Source organism: Actinomyces sp. oral taxon 169 (assembly GCF_013394715.1).
GTDB lineage: Bacteria > Actinomycetota > Actinomycetes > Actinomycetales > Actinomycetaceae > Actinomyces.
Genome location: NZ_CP058259.1, coordinates 1,452,001 through 1,467,315 on the forward strand (window position 1 = coordinate 1,452,001; position 15,315 = coordinate 1,467,315).

Consider the following 15,315-nt stretch of genomic DNA (forward strand, 5'->3'; position numbering starts at 1 on the left):
TGACCGGTTCGGGGCCGTCCCGCGTGTTTCAGCCTCGGCTCCGACAGCGCCTGAGCAGCTCGTCGACTGTACGCAGGACACCATCCTCGGTATTGGCGGGCGCCGTGTACGTCGCCGCGGCATGAATGCCGGGGTGGGCATTGCGCATGGCGAAACCCAGGTCCGCGTGGTCATAGAGATCCAGGTCGTTGAGGTAGTCCCCGAAGACAGCAGTCTGCTCCGGGAGGACCCCGAGCCTGGCCTGAAGCGCCGACAGGGCCCGCCCCTTGGATACCTGCGCCGACATCATGTCCGTCCAGTGCAACCCGGAGACGACGGTCTGCACGTGGGGAACCGCCGCGGTCAGCGCCTGGGAGCTCCCATTCTCGACGTCGTCGAAGTCGAAGACCGCGACCTTGAGCGCCTCATCCAGGGCAATGGCGGTCAGATCCTCGACGATCTCCAGCGCCTCGTAGTACAACCCGGCCTGTTGCAGGAAGGCCGCATCGGAGCGCTCGATGTAGGCGCAGTGCTTGCAGGCCACGACCGCGCCGACGTCGTACCCGGAGTCGGCCAGGTGGCGGGTCGTGGTGATGGCGGCCACGGCATCCTGGGCACTGATGGTGTCGGAATGGATCTCCTCACCGCCGTGGACGACGAAGGAACCGTTCTCAGCGATCAGTGGTGAGTCCTCGACGGCGGCGCCCAGGACCGCACGCAGGTTCGCCAGCTGCCTGCCCGAGGCAGGGGCGAAGACGATGCCGGCGGCTCGCATGTCTTCGACTGCCTCCAGCAGCCCGGCGGGAACACGCCCATGACCATCAAGGAGAGTTCCATCCATGTCGGTGACAACAAGACGGAGATCGATCTGCGCGGGCAACGCCGCGAGGAGCTCGGGCTCCAGGGGAAGGTGCTTCACGGCCTCATCCTCTCAAGGATGACGAGTCCATGTCAGCACGGCGTGGGGAGCGTAAAAGACGGGCGCCTGCCGGCCCACACCGATCAGTGGACCAACAGGCGCCCGTCAGAGGAACGGCTCGCGCTCTGAGAGCCTTCAGCTCAGTCAGCTGGCCTGGCGGCGACGCATGACGAGGACGGCGCCGGTGCCCAGCAGGCCGGCGGCGGCGACGGCGACGGCGATGCTCGGACCAGTGGTGGCCAGGGCGGGCTTCGTCGGGGTGGTGCGAGGAGCCGCAACGACAGGAGTCGCGGACGGCTTGGCCGGGGTACCGGTGGTCGTGACGGTCTGGGTGGTCACCGTGGTGGCCGGAGCGGACGGCGTGGACGCAGGGGTGGTGGTCTCCGAGGTCGGGGGAGCAGTCGGAGCCGGCGCAGTCGTCTCGGTGGACGGCGTCGACGGAGTGGTCTCCGGGGTCGGCGTCGGGCTGGGGACGGTGGTGTCCGTCGGCGGGGTGTCGGTCGTCGACGGCGGGGTGTTGCTCTTCGTCGTCGTCGTGTTGGTGGTCGTTGTGGTCGACGGGGTCAGCGTCGAGTTGCTGACGTTGTAGGCGGCGAAGTTCTGGGTGGCGTACCACCTGCCGTCCGAGGTCTGGGCGAATCCGATGCCGATGGAGTTGACGTTCGGGTCGGTCATGTTCTTGTAGTGGCCGGGGGAGTTGAGCCACTGGTCGAAGATCAGCGCGCCGGTGTCGCCACCCGCGGTACGCCAGGCCACGTTCTCAGAGCCGGTGGTCCAGCCCTTGGGGTAGACCGACGTGAAATCGGGGCGGTGGCTCATGTTGTTGGCGGCGGCCTGCTGCTCGGACCAGTCCTGTGCGACAGCGTCGAGCTCCTGGTACCGGGTCACGGGCTGAAGGCCCAGGCCGCTGCGCAGCTCGTTGACCTTGTTCAGGACGGTGTCGGCGTACTGGGCCCCCTCCGAGGTCACCTGGGCGGGAACCGCGGCGGCGGCTGCCGGTGCGCCCTGAGGGGCGGCCGGAGCGGCCAGTGCGGCCGAGGAGGCGGTCAGCGGCACGACGGTGAGCGCAGCTGCGGCGATGACGCGCTTGATGTTCATGTGTCGTTCTCTCTGATCGGGAATATGAGAACACAGTCTGATTTGCACAACCGACGATGAGCCGATGCGCAGGATGCTGTGAGACACCCTTGATGTCGGTGTTCACTCAACCACAGTCGCGTCAGCCATGCATGTTATTCGGTTGTGACTTTTCTGACCGAATTCGTCGCGCGGCTGAATCATGTGACCGACTGCAAGGGGTAGTTCTTTCGTCTTGAGATACCAATGAAAACTGGGCACAGGTGGCGGATGGGCTGAGCGATCGCCGTCATTGCAACGTTGATTGGATCGTGATTAAAGATCGGTAAATTGCTATCGGACCCATCGACTTAAATTAGCCTAATGGTTGTTATGTGGGATGCAAATGTGACCTGTGTTGATAAGGCTTGCATCGGAAGAATGTGAAAGGCTGTCGACGAAGTGTTGTCAACAAAAAGGTCCGCACTCCTTTGAAGAGTGCGGACCTTTGTTCTGGTCGGGCTGGCGGGATTTGAACCCACGACCCCTTGACCCCCAGTCAAGTGCGCTACCAAACTGCGCCACAGCCCGTTGACTCGCGGCTTCGGGCCGCTTGCAACGAGCAGAACCTTAACCCATGGGGCGGCTCCTTCCGAAATCTGCTGGCGGTGAGGCCGCTCACCCCGGGGTGTCAGGCGCGGTCATCCTGATGGCGTCCGCCTCCCATGAGGGCGTCGAGCTGACGGCGCTCCTTCTTCGTGGGCCGTCCTGCCCCGCGATCTCGGATGACGGCGGCCGGCGCATCCAGGGGCGACGGGCGAGGAGGAGAGGAGTCGATGTACGCGGTGCGGGCGATGGGGGCACCCACCCGCTTGGTGAGGATCCGGGTGACGGTCAGCAGCCGGTCGAAGCCATCGACGCGGTAGCGGACCTCGTCCCCCACCGAGACGTGCTGGGCGGGCTTGGCGGTCTCTCCATTGATGCGCACATGCCCCGCCTTGCAAGCGCTCGTCGCCGCCGAACGGGACTTGATCTGCCGCACGCTCCACAGCCAGACGTCGATACGAGCCGACGTCGGTGCACTTGGAGCGCTGTTACCTCCGGAGGCGGAACGGGTGTGAGCTGCCATGGCGGCATCCTAAGCAGGAGGCTCAGTGGCGGGACATGGGAAGGCGCTGACGCCGTGAGGCTGCGCGCCCTCGGCGTCGGCCCCGAAGAATGAGCCCCCAGCCCAGTACCAGGGCTCCGAGCGCTGCCAGTGCGGCGTATCGGGGACTGTGCCACACCGCGGAGCCGACCTCTTTCGCGCTACGAGCGGCTCGTTCCGGGAGGGATGCGGTCCCGTCCCCACCGGCGAGACAGCTGTTCAAGGTGGTGCTCAGCGCCGCCTTGTCGGCCTGGGGCAGGCCGAGCCGGTAGGAGGCGGCCACTGAGACGAAGCGACGTGCGTAGGTGCAGCGGTAGGAGTTGTTGGCCGGCCACCAGCCGCCCGGGCCGGTGGGCCGCCAGCTGCCGGTCTCGGTGGAACCAACGGGACAGCTCGCCGGCCCGCAGGCGCCCTTGGCCTGGTTGGCCTCGCCTTCAACGGCGATGAGATTCAGCGGGTCGTTGGCCACCAGTAGTCGGGTGCGCTCATCCCACTGCCAGGCTCCGTGGGCGTAGAGGTAGTTCAGCGGTACCACGTGGTCGATCTGGACAGCTGCCGAGGTCTCCTGACCACGTGTGAAGGTGACCCTTCTGCCGGTGTAGGGATCCTGAAGGACGCCCGCCCAGACGGTGGCGTCCGGGCACACGCCCGCACCCCGGCCACGTCCCTCCTCCCGGGACTGAACGCCGTCAGCACGCGAGAAGTCGGCATCCGTCAGGTCCCGGGCAAGGATCTCGTTACGAGTGTCACAACCGTCACCGTCGACGTCGGTCCACGCCTCACCGAACCAGCCGGTGCGGGAACCTCCCTCGGCCCAGGAGTGGGCGGCCGGAGCGTCCTCGGGCAGATCCGAAAGCACCTCAAGAGAGGCCTTCAGGGACAGGATGAAGTCTCCTCTCCGGTCCCAGGGCGCCTCATGGAGGGCCGCGAGCTCGGTGGTCGCTGACCTCTGGGAGGGCTCCGGCGAGGCATCATCGGCATGGACGGGAAGAGCTGGTGTCATCCCCGATGCACTGAGCGCACCGAGCACCGTCAGGCGCGCCAGGAGCCGGCCAGAAGCGTTCATGGGGCTACGGTAGCCCCACCCGACGACACGAACTCTCGGGCTCGTCGGCCCGCAGCACGCCTGCAGGGCAACCGAACAGGACTCAATCAGCCATCAGGGCGTTGGCCTGCTCGTCCAGGTACCAGGTGGTCTGCTCTCCCCGGCAGCACGAGGCCGGTGCCTTGAGCGCATCGGGAGTGCCCAGCCCGAGGCGGACCGCCTCGGCCTTGCCCTCACCGCCGGCAACCACCATGACCCGGCCGGCATGCTGCAAGGCCTCGAAGGTCAAGGAGTAGCGCTCAGGAGGCGGTTTGGGCGAGTTGCGCACGGCCACGGCGGGAGCCCCCACCGTGAGCGCGGCCGGGTGCCCGGGGAAGAGGGAGCAGACGTGCGCGTCAGGTCCCAGCCCCACGTGGACGACGTCGAAGCCGCCGGGGGTCACACCCGCCGACTTAAGCTCGTGGGCCATGCGGGCGGTCGCCTCATCCAGGCCGCTGACCTCGTTCGGAGCGGCCAGCCGGTGGGTCTGAGACTCCCTGATGCCTGCGGCGATGAGGGGCGTGGCCAGCAGATCGTTGCGTTCCGGGTCCCCGGCGGGCACGAAGCGCTCGTCACCGAACCACAGGTGGATGGCGCGACGCACCGCTTCGGGCTGGGCGGCGATGAGCGGCGCGAGGGCCTCAGACAGCGCCATCCCCCCGGAACCGCCTGTCAGCGCCAGGTGGGCGACTCCCCGCTCCGTCACCGCCGCGGCCAGGATCCGCACGGTGTCCTGGCAGGCCCTGCGCGCGGCGTCGCCCAGTGTGGGAAGCACGATGACCTCTGGCGTGGCCGCGGCCGAAGCCGCCTCCTGGATCTCGGCGATGGCCTGGGTGCGGGGGGTACCGGTGTCAGTCATTGACGGGCTCCTCGAGCAGCGTGGCCAGGACCTCCTGGTAGACGAGGTCGGGGGTGAGCCGACGCAGCTCCTCGTTGAGGGTGCTGACCGGCTCGCGCCGCGCCATCGTGACCACCTGGGGCTCGGGGGAGCCGGGGCGCGTGATCGTGACCCGCTCCAGGTCATGGCGGGCGATGATGACCTCGCCGTCGTCGGTTCTGGCGGTGATGGAGGAGATGCCCTTGAAGTCCTCCTCATCGACTCTCGTGACCGGTACGTCCAGTCGCAGCCGCAACCACGCGATCATGAGGGAGAGAGAGGAGTTCCTCGGCTCGCCGGCGACCACGACCTCTCGCAGGCTGCCCGAGCGCAGCAGCGGGTCCAGGGTGGAGGCCACCATGGCGCGCCACAGGGTGATGCGGGTCCAGGCCAGGTCGATGTCGCCGCGAACGCTCACCGGCGCCAGTGCCCGCAGCGCCCTGGCGGGGAAGTCCTGCGCGGGGGTGTTGGTGATGCGTGTGGAGCCCAGGCGTCCCAAGGGATCCTGCGAGGGGATCTCGGGGACGGTCGTCGGCCACCACACGACCACAGGGGCGTCGGGCAGGAGGAATGGCACCACCAGCGTGTCGGTGTGCAGAGCCGCCTCGTCCCAGGGCCGCAGGACCAGTGTCTCGCCGGCACCGGCGTCGTGACCGACACGGATCTCAGCGTCCAGGTGCCCGCCGGCCTGGGCCGGGACGTGTCCGTCACGGCTGCGCGGAGTCACGCGACCGGCAGTGTCCTCCTCCGGCGGTTTGACGACGGCGATGATGCGGCTGGGGTGATCCCGGCTGGCACCGTGCGCGGCGCACAGCGCGTCCTCCAGGCCCTTCTCGTCGGTGGAGATCACGAGAGTCAGCACCCGGGAGGAGCCGGAGGTCCCCTCGTGCTCCACCAGCCGGGAGACGATCCGGGAGGTGGTCGTCGCGGTCAGTGTGGTAATCATGAGCGCCTCCAGGTGCGGCCGTCGCGGGCAAGGAGTTCGTGGGCACTGGCCGGCCCCCAGGAGCCGGGGCGATAGCCCTCGGGACTCCCACCGGCGCTCCAGTGCTCGATGACGGGATCGAGGATGCGCCAGGACAGGTCGACCTCGCGCTGGTGGGGGAAGAGGGGGGCGTCACCCAGGAGCGCATCGAGGATGAGTCGCTCATAGGCCTCCGGGGACTCCTCGTTGAAGGTGGCTCCGTAGCCGAAGTCCATGGAGACGTCGCGCAGCTCCATCTGGGTTCCGGGCACCTTGGAGGCCAGCCGCAGCGTGATGCCCTCATCGGGCTGGATGCGCAGCACGATGGTGTTGGCACCCACGGCCGTGGTGGCCGCCGACTCAAAGGGCAGGAACGGCGGCTGCTTGAAGACGACGGCGACCTCGGTGACCCGGCGGGTCAGGCGCTTACCGGCGCGCAGGTAGAACGGCACGCCGGCCCAGCGACGGTTGGCGATCTCCAGGCGCAGGGCGGCGAAGGTCTCCGTGCGGGAGTCGGCGGCGACGCCGTCCTCCTCCAGATAGCCCCGCACCGGCAGCCCTCCCTGGAAGCCGGCGTCGTAACGGCCCCTGGCAGTGGTGAGGTCCAGGTCCAACACCCCATCGCGCTCCAGACGCACGCAGTTGAGGACCTTCTCCTTCTCCAGGCGCACCGCGGCCGCCTCCATGCTGGTGGGCTCCTCCATCGCGGTCAGCGCCAGGAGCTGGAGCAGGTGGTTCTGGATGACGTCGCGCGCCGAGCCGATGGTGTCGTAGTAGCCGGCCCGGGTTCCGATACCGATGTCCTCGGCCATCGTGATCTGGACGTGGTCGACGTAGCGCTGGTTCCACAGCGGCTCGAACATCGTGTTGGCGAACCGCAGCGCCAGGATGTTCTGCACCGTCTCCTTGCCCAGGTAGTGGTCGACCCGGAAGACGTCGTCGGGACGCACGATGCGTCCCACGAGGTCATCGAGCTCTCGGGCGCTGGCGCGGTCGTGCCCGAAGGGCTTCTCAATGACCACGCGGCGCCAGGCCTCGGGCGACTCCTCCACGAGCCCGGAGCGGGCGATGCGCTCGGTGACGGCGGGGAACCACCCCGGAGGGATCGACAGGTAGAAGGCGCGGTTGCCGCGCGTGCCCCGAGTGGCGTCCAAGTCATCCACCACGGCCGTGAGCCGGTCGTAGGCGGCGTCGTCCTCGAAGGAGGCGAACTCCACGAAGCGCATCCCCGCTGCCAGCTGCTCCCAGATGGCGGGACGCCACGGGGTACGGGCGCCCTCCCGAGCCGACTTCTCCACGTAGGCGCGCAGGTCATCGTCGGACCAGGAGCGCCGGCCGACCCCCACCAGGGAGAAGCTGGGGGAGAGCAGGCCCCGGTTGGCCAGGTCATAGATCGCGGGTAGGAGCTTGTGACGGGCCAGATCGCCGGTAATGCCGAACATCACCAGGACGCAGGGGTCCGCGATACGCGGAAGGCGAAGGTCACGGGCGTCGAGAAGCGGGTTGACCGCCCGCGCGGGTCTCGACGACGGGAACGGAGTCGCAGAGTCGGAGCTGGACACGTCAGCCTTTCTGAGATTCGACGAACGGCGGACCAGATGGCACCGACGGGTCGTCGGAGCACTGCGGCGCTCTGAGCGGAGGCCCGGCCAGGGCCGCTGCACCGCTTGGAGGAACCGTGCTGGCCGCACCTGTCACTGTAGCGCCACCTCAGGCGGCTCACCTGGCAGGGACAGGCCTGTCGTGAGCCGTCACACGTCGTTGCCGACACGTCTGAACCACAGACGGTCCTCGTGCGCGAGGACTGGACGCGGTAGGGTCACAGAGGTTGACAGGTGCGAGTGGGTACTCATCAGCGTCGTGAACCGTAATGCTGACACGCCGCTGCCGTTATCGCAGAGCGCAACCAGTATCCTCCGCCACCAAGGCTTGAAATCGCAGCGCCGTCATGAGGGGCTGCGGCACAGGAAAGGACTTCCATGAGCAGCTTCATCCCCGCACCGGCCACAGCCGACCTCGGTGTCTTCGGGCTGGGGGTGATGGGGGCGAACCTGGCCCGCAACCTGGCTCGTCACGGTCACGCGGTCGCCGTCTTCAACCGCACGCTTGCCCGTACCGAGAGGCTCATCGAGCGCTACGGCTCCGAGGGCGATTTCGTGCCCGCAGCTGACCTGAAGGACTTCGTGGCCTCGCTGCGCACGCCGCGTGTGGCCATCATCATGGTTCAGGCCGGAGCTGCCACCGAGGCGGTTATCGAGGAGCTGGCCTCCCTCATGGAGCCCGGTGACATCATCGTCGACGCCGGCAACACGCTCTACACCGACACCCGGCGCCGCGAGGTCTCCCTGCGTGAGCGCGGGCTGCACTTCGTGGGCATGGGGGTCTCCGGCGGTGAGGAGGGGGCGCTCAACGGCCCCTCGATCATGCCCGGCGGCACCGCCGAGTCCTACGACCGCCTGGGGCCGATGCTGGAGTCCATCTCGGCCCACGTCGACGGCACGCCGTGCTGCACCCACGTCGGTCCCGACGGCGCCGGCCACTTCGTCAAGATGGTCCACAACGGCATCGAGTACGCCGATATGCAGCTCATCGCCGAGGCCTACGACCTGCTGCGCCACGTCGGCGGGTTCACGGTCCCCGAGATCGCCGAGGTCTTCCGCTCCTGGAAGGACTCCGAGCTCGACTCCTACCTCATCGACATCACCACCGAGGTCCTGTCGCACACCGATGCGGCCACCGGTGAGGCCTTCGTCGATATCGTCGTCGACGCGGCCGGCCAGAAGGGCACCGGGGTGTGGACCACTCAGACGGCCCTCGAGCTGGGAGTGGCCGTGCCCGCCATCGCCGAGGCCACCTTTGCACGCGCGGTCTCCTCCTCCAGCGCGGCGCGGGCCGCGGTTCAGGCCGCTGACATCGCTGCAGGAACCACTCAGACGGCCCTGACCGACCCCGAGGAGCGACGCGGCTTCGTCGATGCCGTCAAGCAGGCCCTCTACGGCTCCAAGATCGCCGCCTACGCCCAGGGCTTCGATGAGATCGCCACCGCCTCCAAGCAGTTCGACTGGAACATCGACCTGGGTGCCATGGCTCGCATCTGGCGAGGCGGCTGCATCATCCGCGCCCGTTTCCTGGACGACATCACCCGCGCCTACGCCGAGAACCCCTCTCTGGCCAGTCTGCTCACGGCGCCGGTCTTCGCCTCCTCCCTGGCGACGGTCCTGCCCGCCTGGCGCCAGGTGGTGGCCACCTCCGCCACCACCGGCGTCCCCGCCCCAGCCTTCGCCTCCTCCCTGGCCTATGTCGACCAGCTGCGCTCCCGGCGCCTGCCGGCCGCCCTCATCCAGGGGCAGCGAGACTTCTTCGGCTCTCACACCTACCACCGCACCGACGACGTCGAGGGCGTCTACCACACCCTGTGGGCCACGCCCGAGCGCACCGAGGAGAAGTGGGACTGAGGTTTCACAAGGCCTGGTACCCACCTCGTACCAGGCTCGTGGAGGTCTCGGCCGCGACCGCATGCCGCTAGATTTTGGCGCATGACGACCACCGCGCCCGCCCGCTCCGACAGCCCCACGAACCTGCGTCACGAGGAGGCCGCCTGGCGATCCTCCGTGTGCCAGGTGCCCTCCACCCACGTGGCCGTGGACGTGACCAGGGCCATCGACCGCCACGAGGCCGCCTTCAGCGTGCGTTGCCTGATGAGCCTGGACATCAGGCAACGCACCGAAGGACTCTGGGTGGACTTCGTGGGGCAGGCGGTCGACTCCCTCAGCATCGACGGGCAACCGGCCCCGGTGACCTGGGACGGCGCCCGTATCGAGCTGCCCGTCCTCGACCCGGGCGAGCACACGGTGGAGATCACGGCGCGCGGCCTCTACTCCAACTCGGGTCAGGGACTGCACCGCTTCCACGACCCTGTCGACGGCGCCACCTATCTCTACACCCACTTCGAGCCCTCCGACGCGCGCCGGGCCTGGCCGGTGATGGAGCAGCCGGACATCAAGACCCGCTTCTCGCTGGAGGTCACGCATCCCCGCGGCTGGACGGTCATGTCCAACACCCGCCCGCAAGCTGGCGGATCGAGCCCCCAGGCCCCCACCGGCACGGGCCGCGGCTGTGAGACGACGTCCTTCGCCGCCTCCAGGCCCCTGCCCAGCTACCTCACCGCACTGGCCGCCGGCCTCTGGCACCGAGTGACCGGGCAATGGACGTCCCCGAGCCGGCGGGGCCTGACGATCCCGCTGTCGTGGTCCTGCCGCGCCAGCCTGGCCGAGCACCTCGATGCCGCAGAGCTCCTCGACCTGACCCGGGCCGGCCTGGACCTGTATGACCGGGCCTACGCCTACGGCTTCCCCTGGGACTCCTACGACAGCGTGCTCGTCCCGGAGTACAACCTCGGAGCCATGGAGAACCCGGGCTGCGTTACCTTCAACGAGGAGCTCTACCTCTTCAGGGGGCCGGTCACCCGCTCCCAGAGGGCCGGACGCGCCAACACGATCCTCCACGAGATGTGTCACATGTGGTTCGGCGACCTCGTGACCCCCACCTGGTGGGAGGACACCTGGCTCAAGGAGTCCTTCGCCGATCACCAGGGCACCTGGGCCGAGGCCGAGGCGGCCGGCTACACCGAGGCCTGGGTGAGCTTCGCCTCCACCCGCAAGGCCTGGGCCTACCTGGAGGACTCCCGGCCGGCCACTACCCACCCCATCGTCGCCCGGGTCGACGACGTCGAGGCCGCCCGGCAGGCCTTCGACGGCATCACCTACGCCAAGGGGGCCGCCGTCCTCAAGCAGCTCGTCGCCCACGTCGGCCAGGAGGCCTTCTTCAAGGCCTCGGGTCTCCTCTTCGAGCGCAGAGCCTACGGCAACGCCTCCCTGGACGACTTCCTGCACGTGCTGTCCCAGGTCTCAGGCCGTGACATGCAGAACTGGGCTCGCGCCTGGCTCCACACCGCAGGCCCCTCGGTCATCACCGACGAGCTGGTCGTTCATGAGGGACGCATCGCCTCCCTGACCCTGCAGCAGGAGGGGAGCGACCCGGTGAGCGGGTGGACCGTGCTGCGTCCGCACACGCTCGTCGTCGGCCTGTACTCCTTCGACGGGGACGGAGCGCTGGTACGCACCCACCGTCTGCCGGTGGTCCTGGAGGCCGCGAGCCTCGACGTCGTCGAGGCCGTGGGTCTGCCCGCTCCCGATCTCGTCATCGTCAACGACGAGGATCTCACCTATGCCGTCGTGCGGCCCGACGAAACCTCGCTGTCATGCCTGACCGGCTCGCTCGGCTCCCTGCATGACCCCATGGCGAGGTCCTTGGCCTGGTCGATGCTGCACAACCTGGTCCGCGACGCGGTTATCGATGTGGCACTGTTCGTCCAGGCCGTTCTGGCGCACGCAGACGATGACACCGAGCCGAGCACCCTGACTGTCCTGCTGAACCAGGCGCTGCGGGTCGCCTGCAGGTATGCCGACCCGCATACGCGGAGCGTGCTCCTGGAGCGCCTCGTGGCCGATGACTCGACCGGGCCCTCCACGGAGGGGCAGCCGGCCACCGTGCCCGGCGGGTGGGGCAGGCTCCGTGCTGCCGCGCCGGGATCCGACGCCCAGATCGTACGCGCCCGCGCCTGGCTGGAGGCAGCAGGGCAGGCGCGGCTGCTCGGTGAGGCGGGCAGTGCCCAGGTGGCCGCTCGTGCACGAGAGATCCTGGACGGAGCCCTGCCAGGACTGGAGCTGGACGCGGACATGCGGTGGCGGGCCCTGACCGCATTGGCGCGGCTGGATGCTGTCAGTGCCAATGAGCTCGAGGCACAGCGGAAGGCGGACCCGACGGCCAGCGGCATCACCCATCACCTGCAGGCCTCCAGCTCGATGCCCCACCAGGACCTCAAGGCCGAGGTCTTCGAGAGGCTCCTCAGCGACGCCACGCTGAGCAACGACCACATTGACGCCCTGGTGGCCGGCTTCGCCGTCGACGCCCACTGCGAGCTGACCGCGTCCTTCACCCCCCGTTACCTCCGGGAGATCCAAGGGCTGTGGGCCGGGCGCGGCCAGGAGATCGCCACCCGGTTGGTCGTCGGGCTCTTCCCCGCCTGCGGGGACGAGGCGGATGCCCAAGCGGTCGAGGACTGGCTCGCGACGCACCCCGATGCGCCGACGGCCCTGCGTCGGCTCGTCCTCAAGAGCCTGGACGACCTGCGACGCGCTCTGACCGCTCGACGCACTGGCTCGGCGGTTCTCTGAAGGGCTCGAGCCATCGCCGTGCCGCGAGACCTTTGTCCTAGCCTGAGCATCATCAATGCGAGGCCGTGACCTGTTTGAGACCTTCAATCGGTGCTCCCAGTCACCTTACGGGCATCGTCGCGGGCGCGCAGCGGGTAGGCTGCTGGCCAATCATGGAGGGCTGCGTCGTGGTGTTGACTCGACGGCGGTGCAACGAACGGTATGGTGGTCCCTGAGGCGGCGCACCGGGCGCCGCAACGAACCGAGGGGCAGGAATAATGTCGAGCAGTCCGATCGAGCAGGATCCCTCCTCCACACAGACCTTCGGGGTCGTCGACGTCGCCAACGCGGTCGACTCCCCGGTGGTGGGGCTGAGCCAGCAGGACGCCGCCGCGATCGCTGCCCTACCGTCGGGAACGGCGCTTCTCCTCGTCCACCACGGGCCGACCACCGGTGCGCGGTTCCTCCTGGACGCCGAGGAGACCACCGTGGGGCGCCACCCTCGTGCCGACATCTTCCTCGATGACGTCACCGTCTCCAGGAAGCACGCGGTCTTCTCGTCGCTGCCCGATGGCGGGTACGGCGTCCGTGATTCCGGTTCGCTCAATGGAACGTATGTCAACCGCACGCGTGTGGAGCAAGTGGCGCTTCGCTCCGGTGACGAGGTCCAGATCGGCAAGTACCGGATGACCTACCACCCCGGCCCCCAGGGCGGAGCCGCGTCTCGGTGAGCGCTGCAACCGCACGAAGCAAGAAGCGAGAAGCCCCCTCCTCCTTGCTTGAGGCCTCTGAGCGCCCGGCGGGCGAGACCTGGCCCCGTGGCATCTCTCGAGAGCCTGTGATGAAGATCGGGCAGGTGGTGGATCTCCTCAAGGTGGAGTTCCCTGCCCTGTCGATCTCAAAGGTTCGCTATCTCGAGGGTGAGGGACTCATCAGCCCTCACCGTGTCGGCAATGGGTACCGTCGCTACTCGCAGGCGGACCTGGAGCGGCTGCGCTACGCCTTGGCGGTGCAGCGCGACGAGTACCTTCCGTTGCACGTCATCCGTGAGCGTCTGGCGCGGCTTGACGCCGACGTCGAGGTGCCCGCTCCACAGCCCGTCGCCCGGGTGGTCGCCCGGGATGGCCGGATCGTCGACGACGGCCCCATGGATCTGGAGGCGCTCCTGGCTCACTCCGGTGCCAGTGAGTCCCAGATCGAGGAGCTCGTCGCGGTCGGACTCATCAGCCCCGATGTTCGTGGACGCTACAGTCAGCAGAACCTCAGGACCGTGCGTCTGGCCATGGAGATCACCCGCAAGGGAGTGCCCCTGCGCAACTTGCGCGCGGTACGCGCCTCAGCTGAGCGGGAGGCGGACACGATCGACCAGGCAGTGGCTCCGCGTCGGTCGCGCTCGCGCAGCGCCGGTGAGGAGACGGCTCGGGAGCTGGCCGAGCTCGTCGCGGATCTGCACACGATTCTGCTGCGTCGTGCCGTTGACGCGCTGGGCTGAGGGCGGGCGCGCGCACCACGCCCGGTAGGCGTTCACCCGGTCGGTGGCTCGTGTCGACGAAGGTCAGCGTGCATCGATGGCGCGTTCCCGGGACAGAGGTGACTACCTCCCGTAGGGTTGGAACGTGCCCTTGATGCAGTTGGTGGGTGTCAGATCCACCGATCCTGATGACGGCTTGGTCGCCGTCCTCGTGGAGGACGGCGGACCGACGATGCTGGCCATTCCGGTGACGGCGCACGAGGGACTGGTGCTGCAGGCCCACGGCTCGCACCGCTCGCCCTCATGGCCCAGGCTCCTTGACGACGTCGTCGAGGCGCTGGGCGGTCGCATCGGGCGCACTGAGCTCGACGTCGATGATGACGCGCGTATCGTCGCCAGGCTCGTCGTTGAGACTCCTGTCCGCACCAGTGGCGTGACGACCGTGGCCTGCACTCCGGGAGAGGGGCTGCTTCTGAGCGGATACCACCGGTTCCCGGTGCACGCCAGCAACTCGCTAATGCGCCTGAGGGCTGTGGATCTCAGCGACGACCACGGTGCTGAGCGCCTTGAGCAGTGGCAGCGAGTGCTGTCGCAGACCGATGACCTGGCCGACGGCGACACGCGGGACTGATGTGACTGATGTGACTAGTGTTGTGATCTATGTCACTTGTGGTTGCAGCCGTCCTGCCGGAGAATCGGCTGTATCTCGGGGAATAGTCGGTGTACGGGCCGTGACTGTCGACCTCAGCTAGAGATTCATGCCTGACAGCACACCGAGATGGGGCGTGCCCTTCGTTGAGCATCGCCTCAAGTGGCCCTATCGTGGAGCCGTGGCCGCACCAGGCTGGCCGCCGCACCAGTTCCAGGTGCGTGTTCTTCCGGCGACAGGAGCAGGTCGTGAGCATGAATGAAGCCAGTGCGATAGCAAGGCCTCAGCGTACTCAGGGCATGCTGTTCGGTGACCCTCTGCCCCAGCTCGATGCCGATTCGGGCTACCGCGGGCCGGTGGCCTGCCGAGCCGCCGGCATCACGTATCGCCAGCTCGACTACTGGGCGCGTACCGGGCTGGTTGAGCCATCGATTCGAAGCGCCAAGGGATCGGGCTCCCAGCGGCTCTACTCGTTCCGCGACATCCTGGTCCTCAAGGTCGTCAAGCGCCTCCTGGACACTGGCGTCTCGCTCCAGCAGATCCGTACGGCGGTCAGTGCCCTGCACTCCCGCGGTGTCGAGGATCTGGCCTCCATCACCCTCATGAGTGACGGCGCCTCGGTCTACGAGTGCACCTCGGCCGACGAGGTCGTCGACTTGGTCGCAGGCGGCCAGGGCGTCTTCGGTATCGCCGTGGGGCGGGTGTGGCACGAGGTCGAAGGGGCGTTGGCGGACCTCCCCGTCGATCACGCTCAGGCGCTCGGAACTCCTCTGGTTGAGGACGAGCTGGCCAAGCGTCGCGCTGCCAAGCGGCAGCAGGCCATCTGAGCGCGGGGAGGCGCGCACCATCAGAACGCTTGTTCGCTGAGGCTGGAACCGCGGTGACGGTTCCAGCCTTCAACGTATTCTGGCCGAGTCGATCCGATTCACGACAAGGCGAGTGTCTCCGCGGTGC

The 15,315-nt window shown here is 68.1% G+C and carries 13 protein-coding genes and 1 tRNA gene; 6 read left to right on the forward strand and 8 right to left on the reverse strand.

Annotated elements, in window-relative coordinates; translation table 11 throughout:
• Positions 1–28: 28 nt before the first annotated feature.
• The 8 genes from HW274_RS06275 to zwf all read right to left on the reverse strand — a co-directional run bounded on the left by HW274_RS06275 (position 29) and on the right by zwf (position 7,588).
• Positions 29–898, reverse strand: coding sequence for an HAD family hydrolase (locus HW274_RS06275; RefSeq protein WP_185989499.1), 870 nt, complete (start codon positions 896–898; stop codon positions 29–31).
• A gap of 144 nt (positions 899–1,042) precedes the next feature.
• Complete coding sequence (locus tag HW274_RS06280; RefSeq protein ID WP_075253823.1) at positions 1,043–1,996, reverse strand: CAP domain-containing protein; 954 nt, start codon at positions 1,994–1,996, stop codon at positions 1,043–1,045.
• 472 nt (positions 1,997–2,468) lie between these two features.
• Positions 2,469–2,545: transfer RNA gene (locus tag HW274_RS06285), tRNA-Pro, on the reverse strand.
• A gap of 100 nt (positions 2,546–2,645) precedes the next feature.
• A complete protein-coding gene (locus tag HW274_RS06290) occupies positions 2,646–3,083 on the reverse strand; it encodes an RNA-binding S4 domain-containing protein (protein WP_075253824.1) in 438 nt (145 codons plus the stop codon).
• Positions 3,084–3,105: 22 nt separating this feature from the next.
• Positions 3,106–4,167, reverse strand: coding sequence for an HNH endonuclease family protein (locus HW274_RS06295; protein WP_185989500.1), 1,062 nt, complete (start codon positions 4,165–4,167; stop codon positions 3,106–3,108).
• A gap of 82 nt (positions 4,168–4,249) precedes the next feature.
• Positions 4,250–5,044 carry a 6-phosphogluconolactonase gene (gene pgl / locus HW274_RS06300; RefSeq protein ID WP_185989501.1) on the reverse strand — a complete coding sequence of 265 codons (795 nt, stop codon included), beginning with the start codon at positions 5,042–5,044 and terminating at the stop codon, positions 4,250–4,252.
• The gene (locus tag HW274_RS06305) at positions 5,037–6,008 is read right to left on the reverse strand and encodes a glucose-6-phosphate dehydrogenase assembly protein OpcA (protein WP_075253827.1); all 972 of its coding nucleotides are present in this window, start codon (positions 6,006–6,008) and stop codon (positions 5,037–5,039) included. Before HW274_RS06305 ends, pgl begins: the two co-directional genes overlap by 8 nt.
• Entirely contained in the window at positions 6,005–7,588 is a 1,584-nt protein-coding gene (gene zwf / locus HW274_RS06310) for a glucose-6-phosphate dehydrogenase (protein ID WP_070511529.1), read from the reverse strand. The genes HW274_RS06305 and zwf overlap by 4 nt, the downstream gene beginning before the upstream one ends.
• Positions 7,589–8,005: 417 nt before the next feature.
• Here zwf and gndA point away from each other — a divergent pair, with 417 nt between their 5' ends.
• From gndA to HW274_RS06340, 6 genes are all read left to right on the forward strand, one after another.
• Complete coding sequence (gene gndA, locus HW274_RS06315) at positions 8,006–9,481, forward strand: NADP-dependent phosphogluconate dehydrogenase (protein ID WP_185989502.1); 1,476 nt, start codon at positions 8,006–8,008, stop codon at positions 9,479–9,481.
• Between the two features lie 81 nt (positions 9,482–9,562).
• Positions 9,563–12,262, forward strand: coding sequence for an aminopeptidase N (gene pepN / locus HW274_RS06320; protein WP_185989503.1), 2,700 nt, complete (start codon positions 9,563–9,565; stop codon positions 12,260–12,262).
• Between the two features lie 257 nt (positions 12,263–12,519).
• The gene (locus tag HW274_RS06325; RefSeq protein ID WP_004564921.1) at positions 12,520–12,972 is read left to right on the forward strand and encodes an FHA domain-containing protein; all 453 of its coding nucleotides are present in this window, start codon (positions 12,520–12,522) and stop codon (positions 12,970–12,972) included.
• Positions 12,969–13,733: a MerR family transcriptional regulator gene (locus tag HW274_RS06330; RefSeq protein ID WP_185989504.1), complete on the forward strand. Its 765-nt coding sequence runs from the start codon at positions 12,969–12,971 to the stop codon at positions 13,731–13,733. Before HW274_RS06325 ends, HW274_RS06330 begins: the two co-directional genes overlap by 4 nt.
• A 133-nt stretch (positions 13,734–13,866) precedes the next feature.
• A complete protein-coding gene (locus HW274_RS06335; RefSeq protein WP_185989578.1) occupies positions 13,867–14,343 on the forward strand; it encodes a DUF151 domain-containing protein in 477 nt (158 codons plus the stop codon).
• Between the two features lie 272 nt (positions 14,344–14,615).
• Positions 14,616–15,188, forward strand: coding sequence for a MerR family transcriptional regulator (locus HW274_RS06340; RefSeq protein WP_370538944.1), 573 nt, complete (start codon positions 14,616–14,618; stop codon positions 15,186–15,188).
• Positions 15,189–15,315: the final 127 nt, after the last annotated feature.

Coding starts and splice junctions, on each gene's coding strand:
- HW274_RS06280 (WP_075253823.1), bottom strand. CDS start 1,996: ATGAACATCAAGCGCGTCATCGCCGCAGCTGCGCTCACCGTCGTGCCG.
- HW274_RS06290 (WP_075253824.1), bottom strand. CDS start 3,083: ATGGCAGCTCACACCCGTTCCGCCTCCGGAGGTAACAGCGCTCCAAGT.
- HW274_RS06295 (WP_185989500.1), bottom strand. CDS start 4,167: ATGAACGCTTCTGGCCGGCTCCTGGCGCGCCTGACGGTGCTCGGTGCG.
- pgl (WP_185989501.1), bottom strand. CDS start 5,044: ATGACTGACACCGGTACCCCCCGCACCCAGGCCATCGCCGAGATCCAG.
- HW274_RS06305 (WP_075253827.1), bottom strand. CDS start 6,008: ATGATTACCACACTGACCGCGACGACCACCTCCCGGATCGTCTCCCGG.
- gndA (WP_185989502.1), top strand. CDS start 8,006: ATGAGCAGCTTCATCCCCGCACCGGCCACAGCCGACCTCGGTGTCTTC.
- pepN (WP_185989503.1), top strand. CDS start 9,563: ATGACGACCACCGCGCCCGCCCGCTCCGACAGCCCCACGAACCTGCGT.
- HW274_RS06325 (WP_004564921.1), top strand. CDS start 12,520: ATGTCGAGCAGTCCGATCGAGCAGGATCCCTCCTCCACACAGACCTTC.
- HW274_RS06335 (WP_185989578.1), top strand. CDS start 13,867: ATGCAGTTGGTGGGTGTCAGATCCACCGATCCTGATGACGGCTTGGTC.
- HW274_RS06340 (WP_370538944.1), top strand. CDS start 14,616: ATGAATGAAGCCAGTGCGATAGCAAGGCCTCAGCGTACTCAGGGCATG.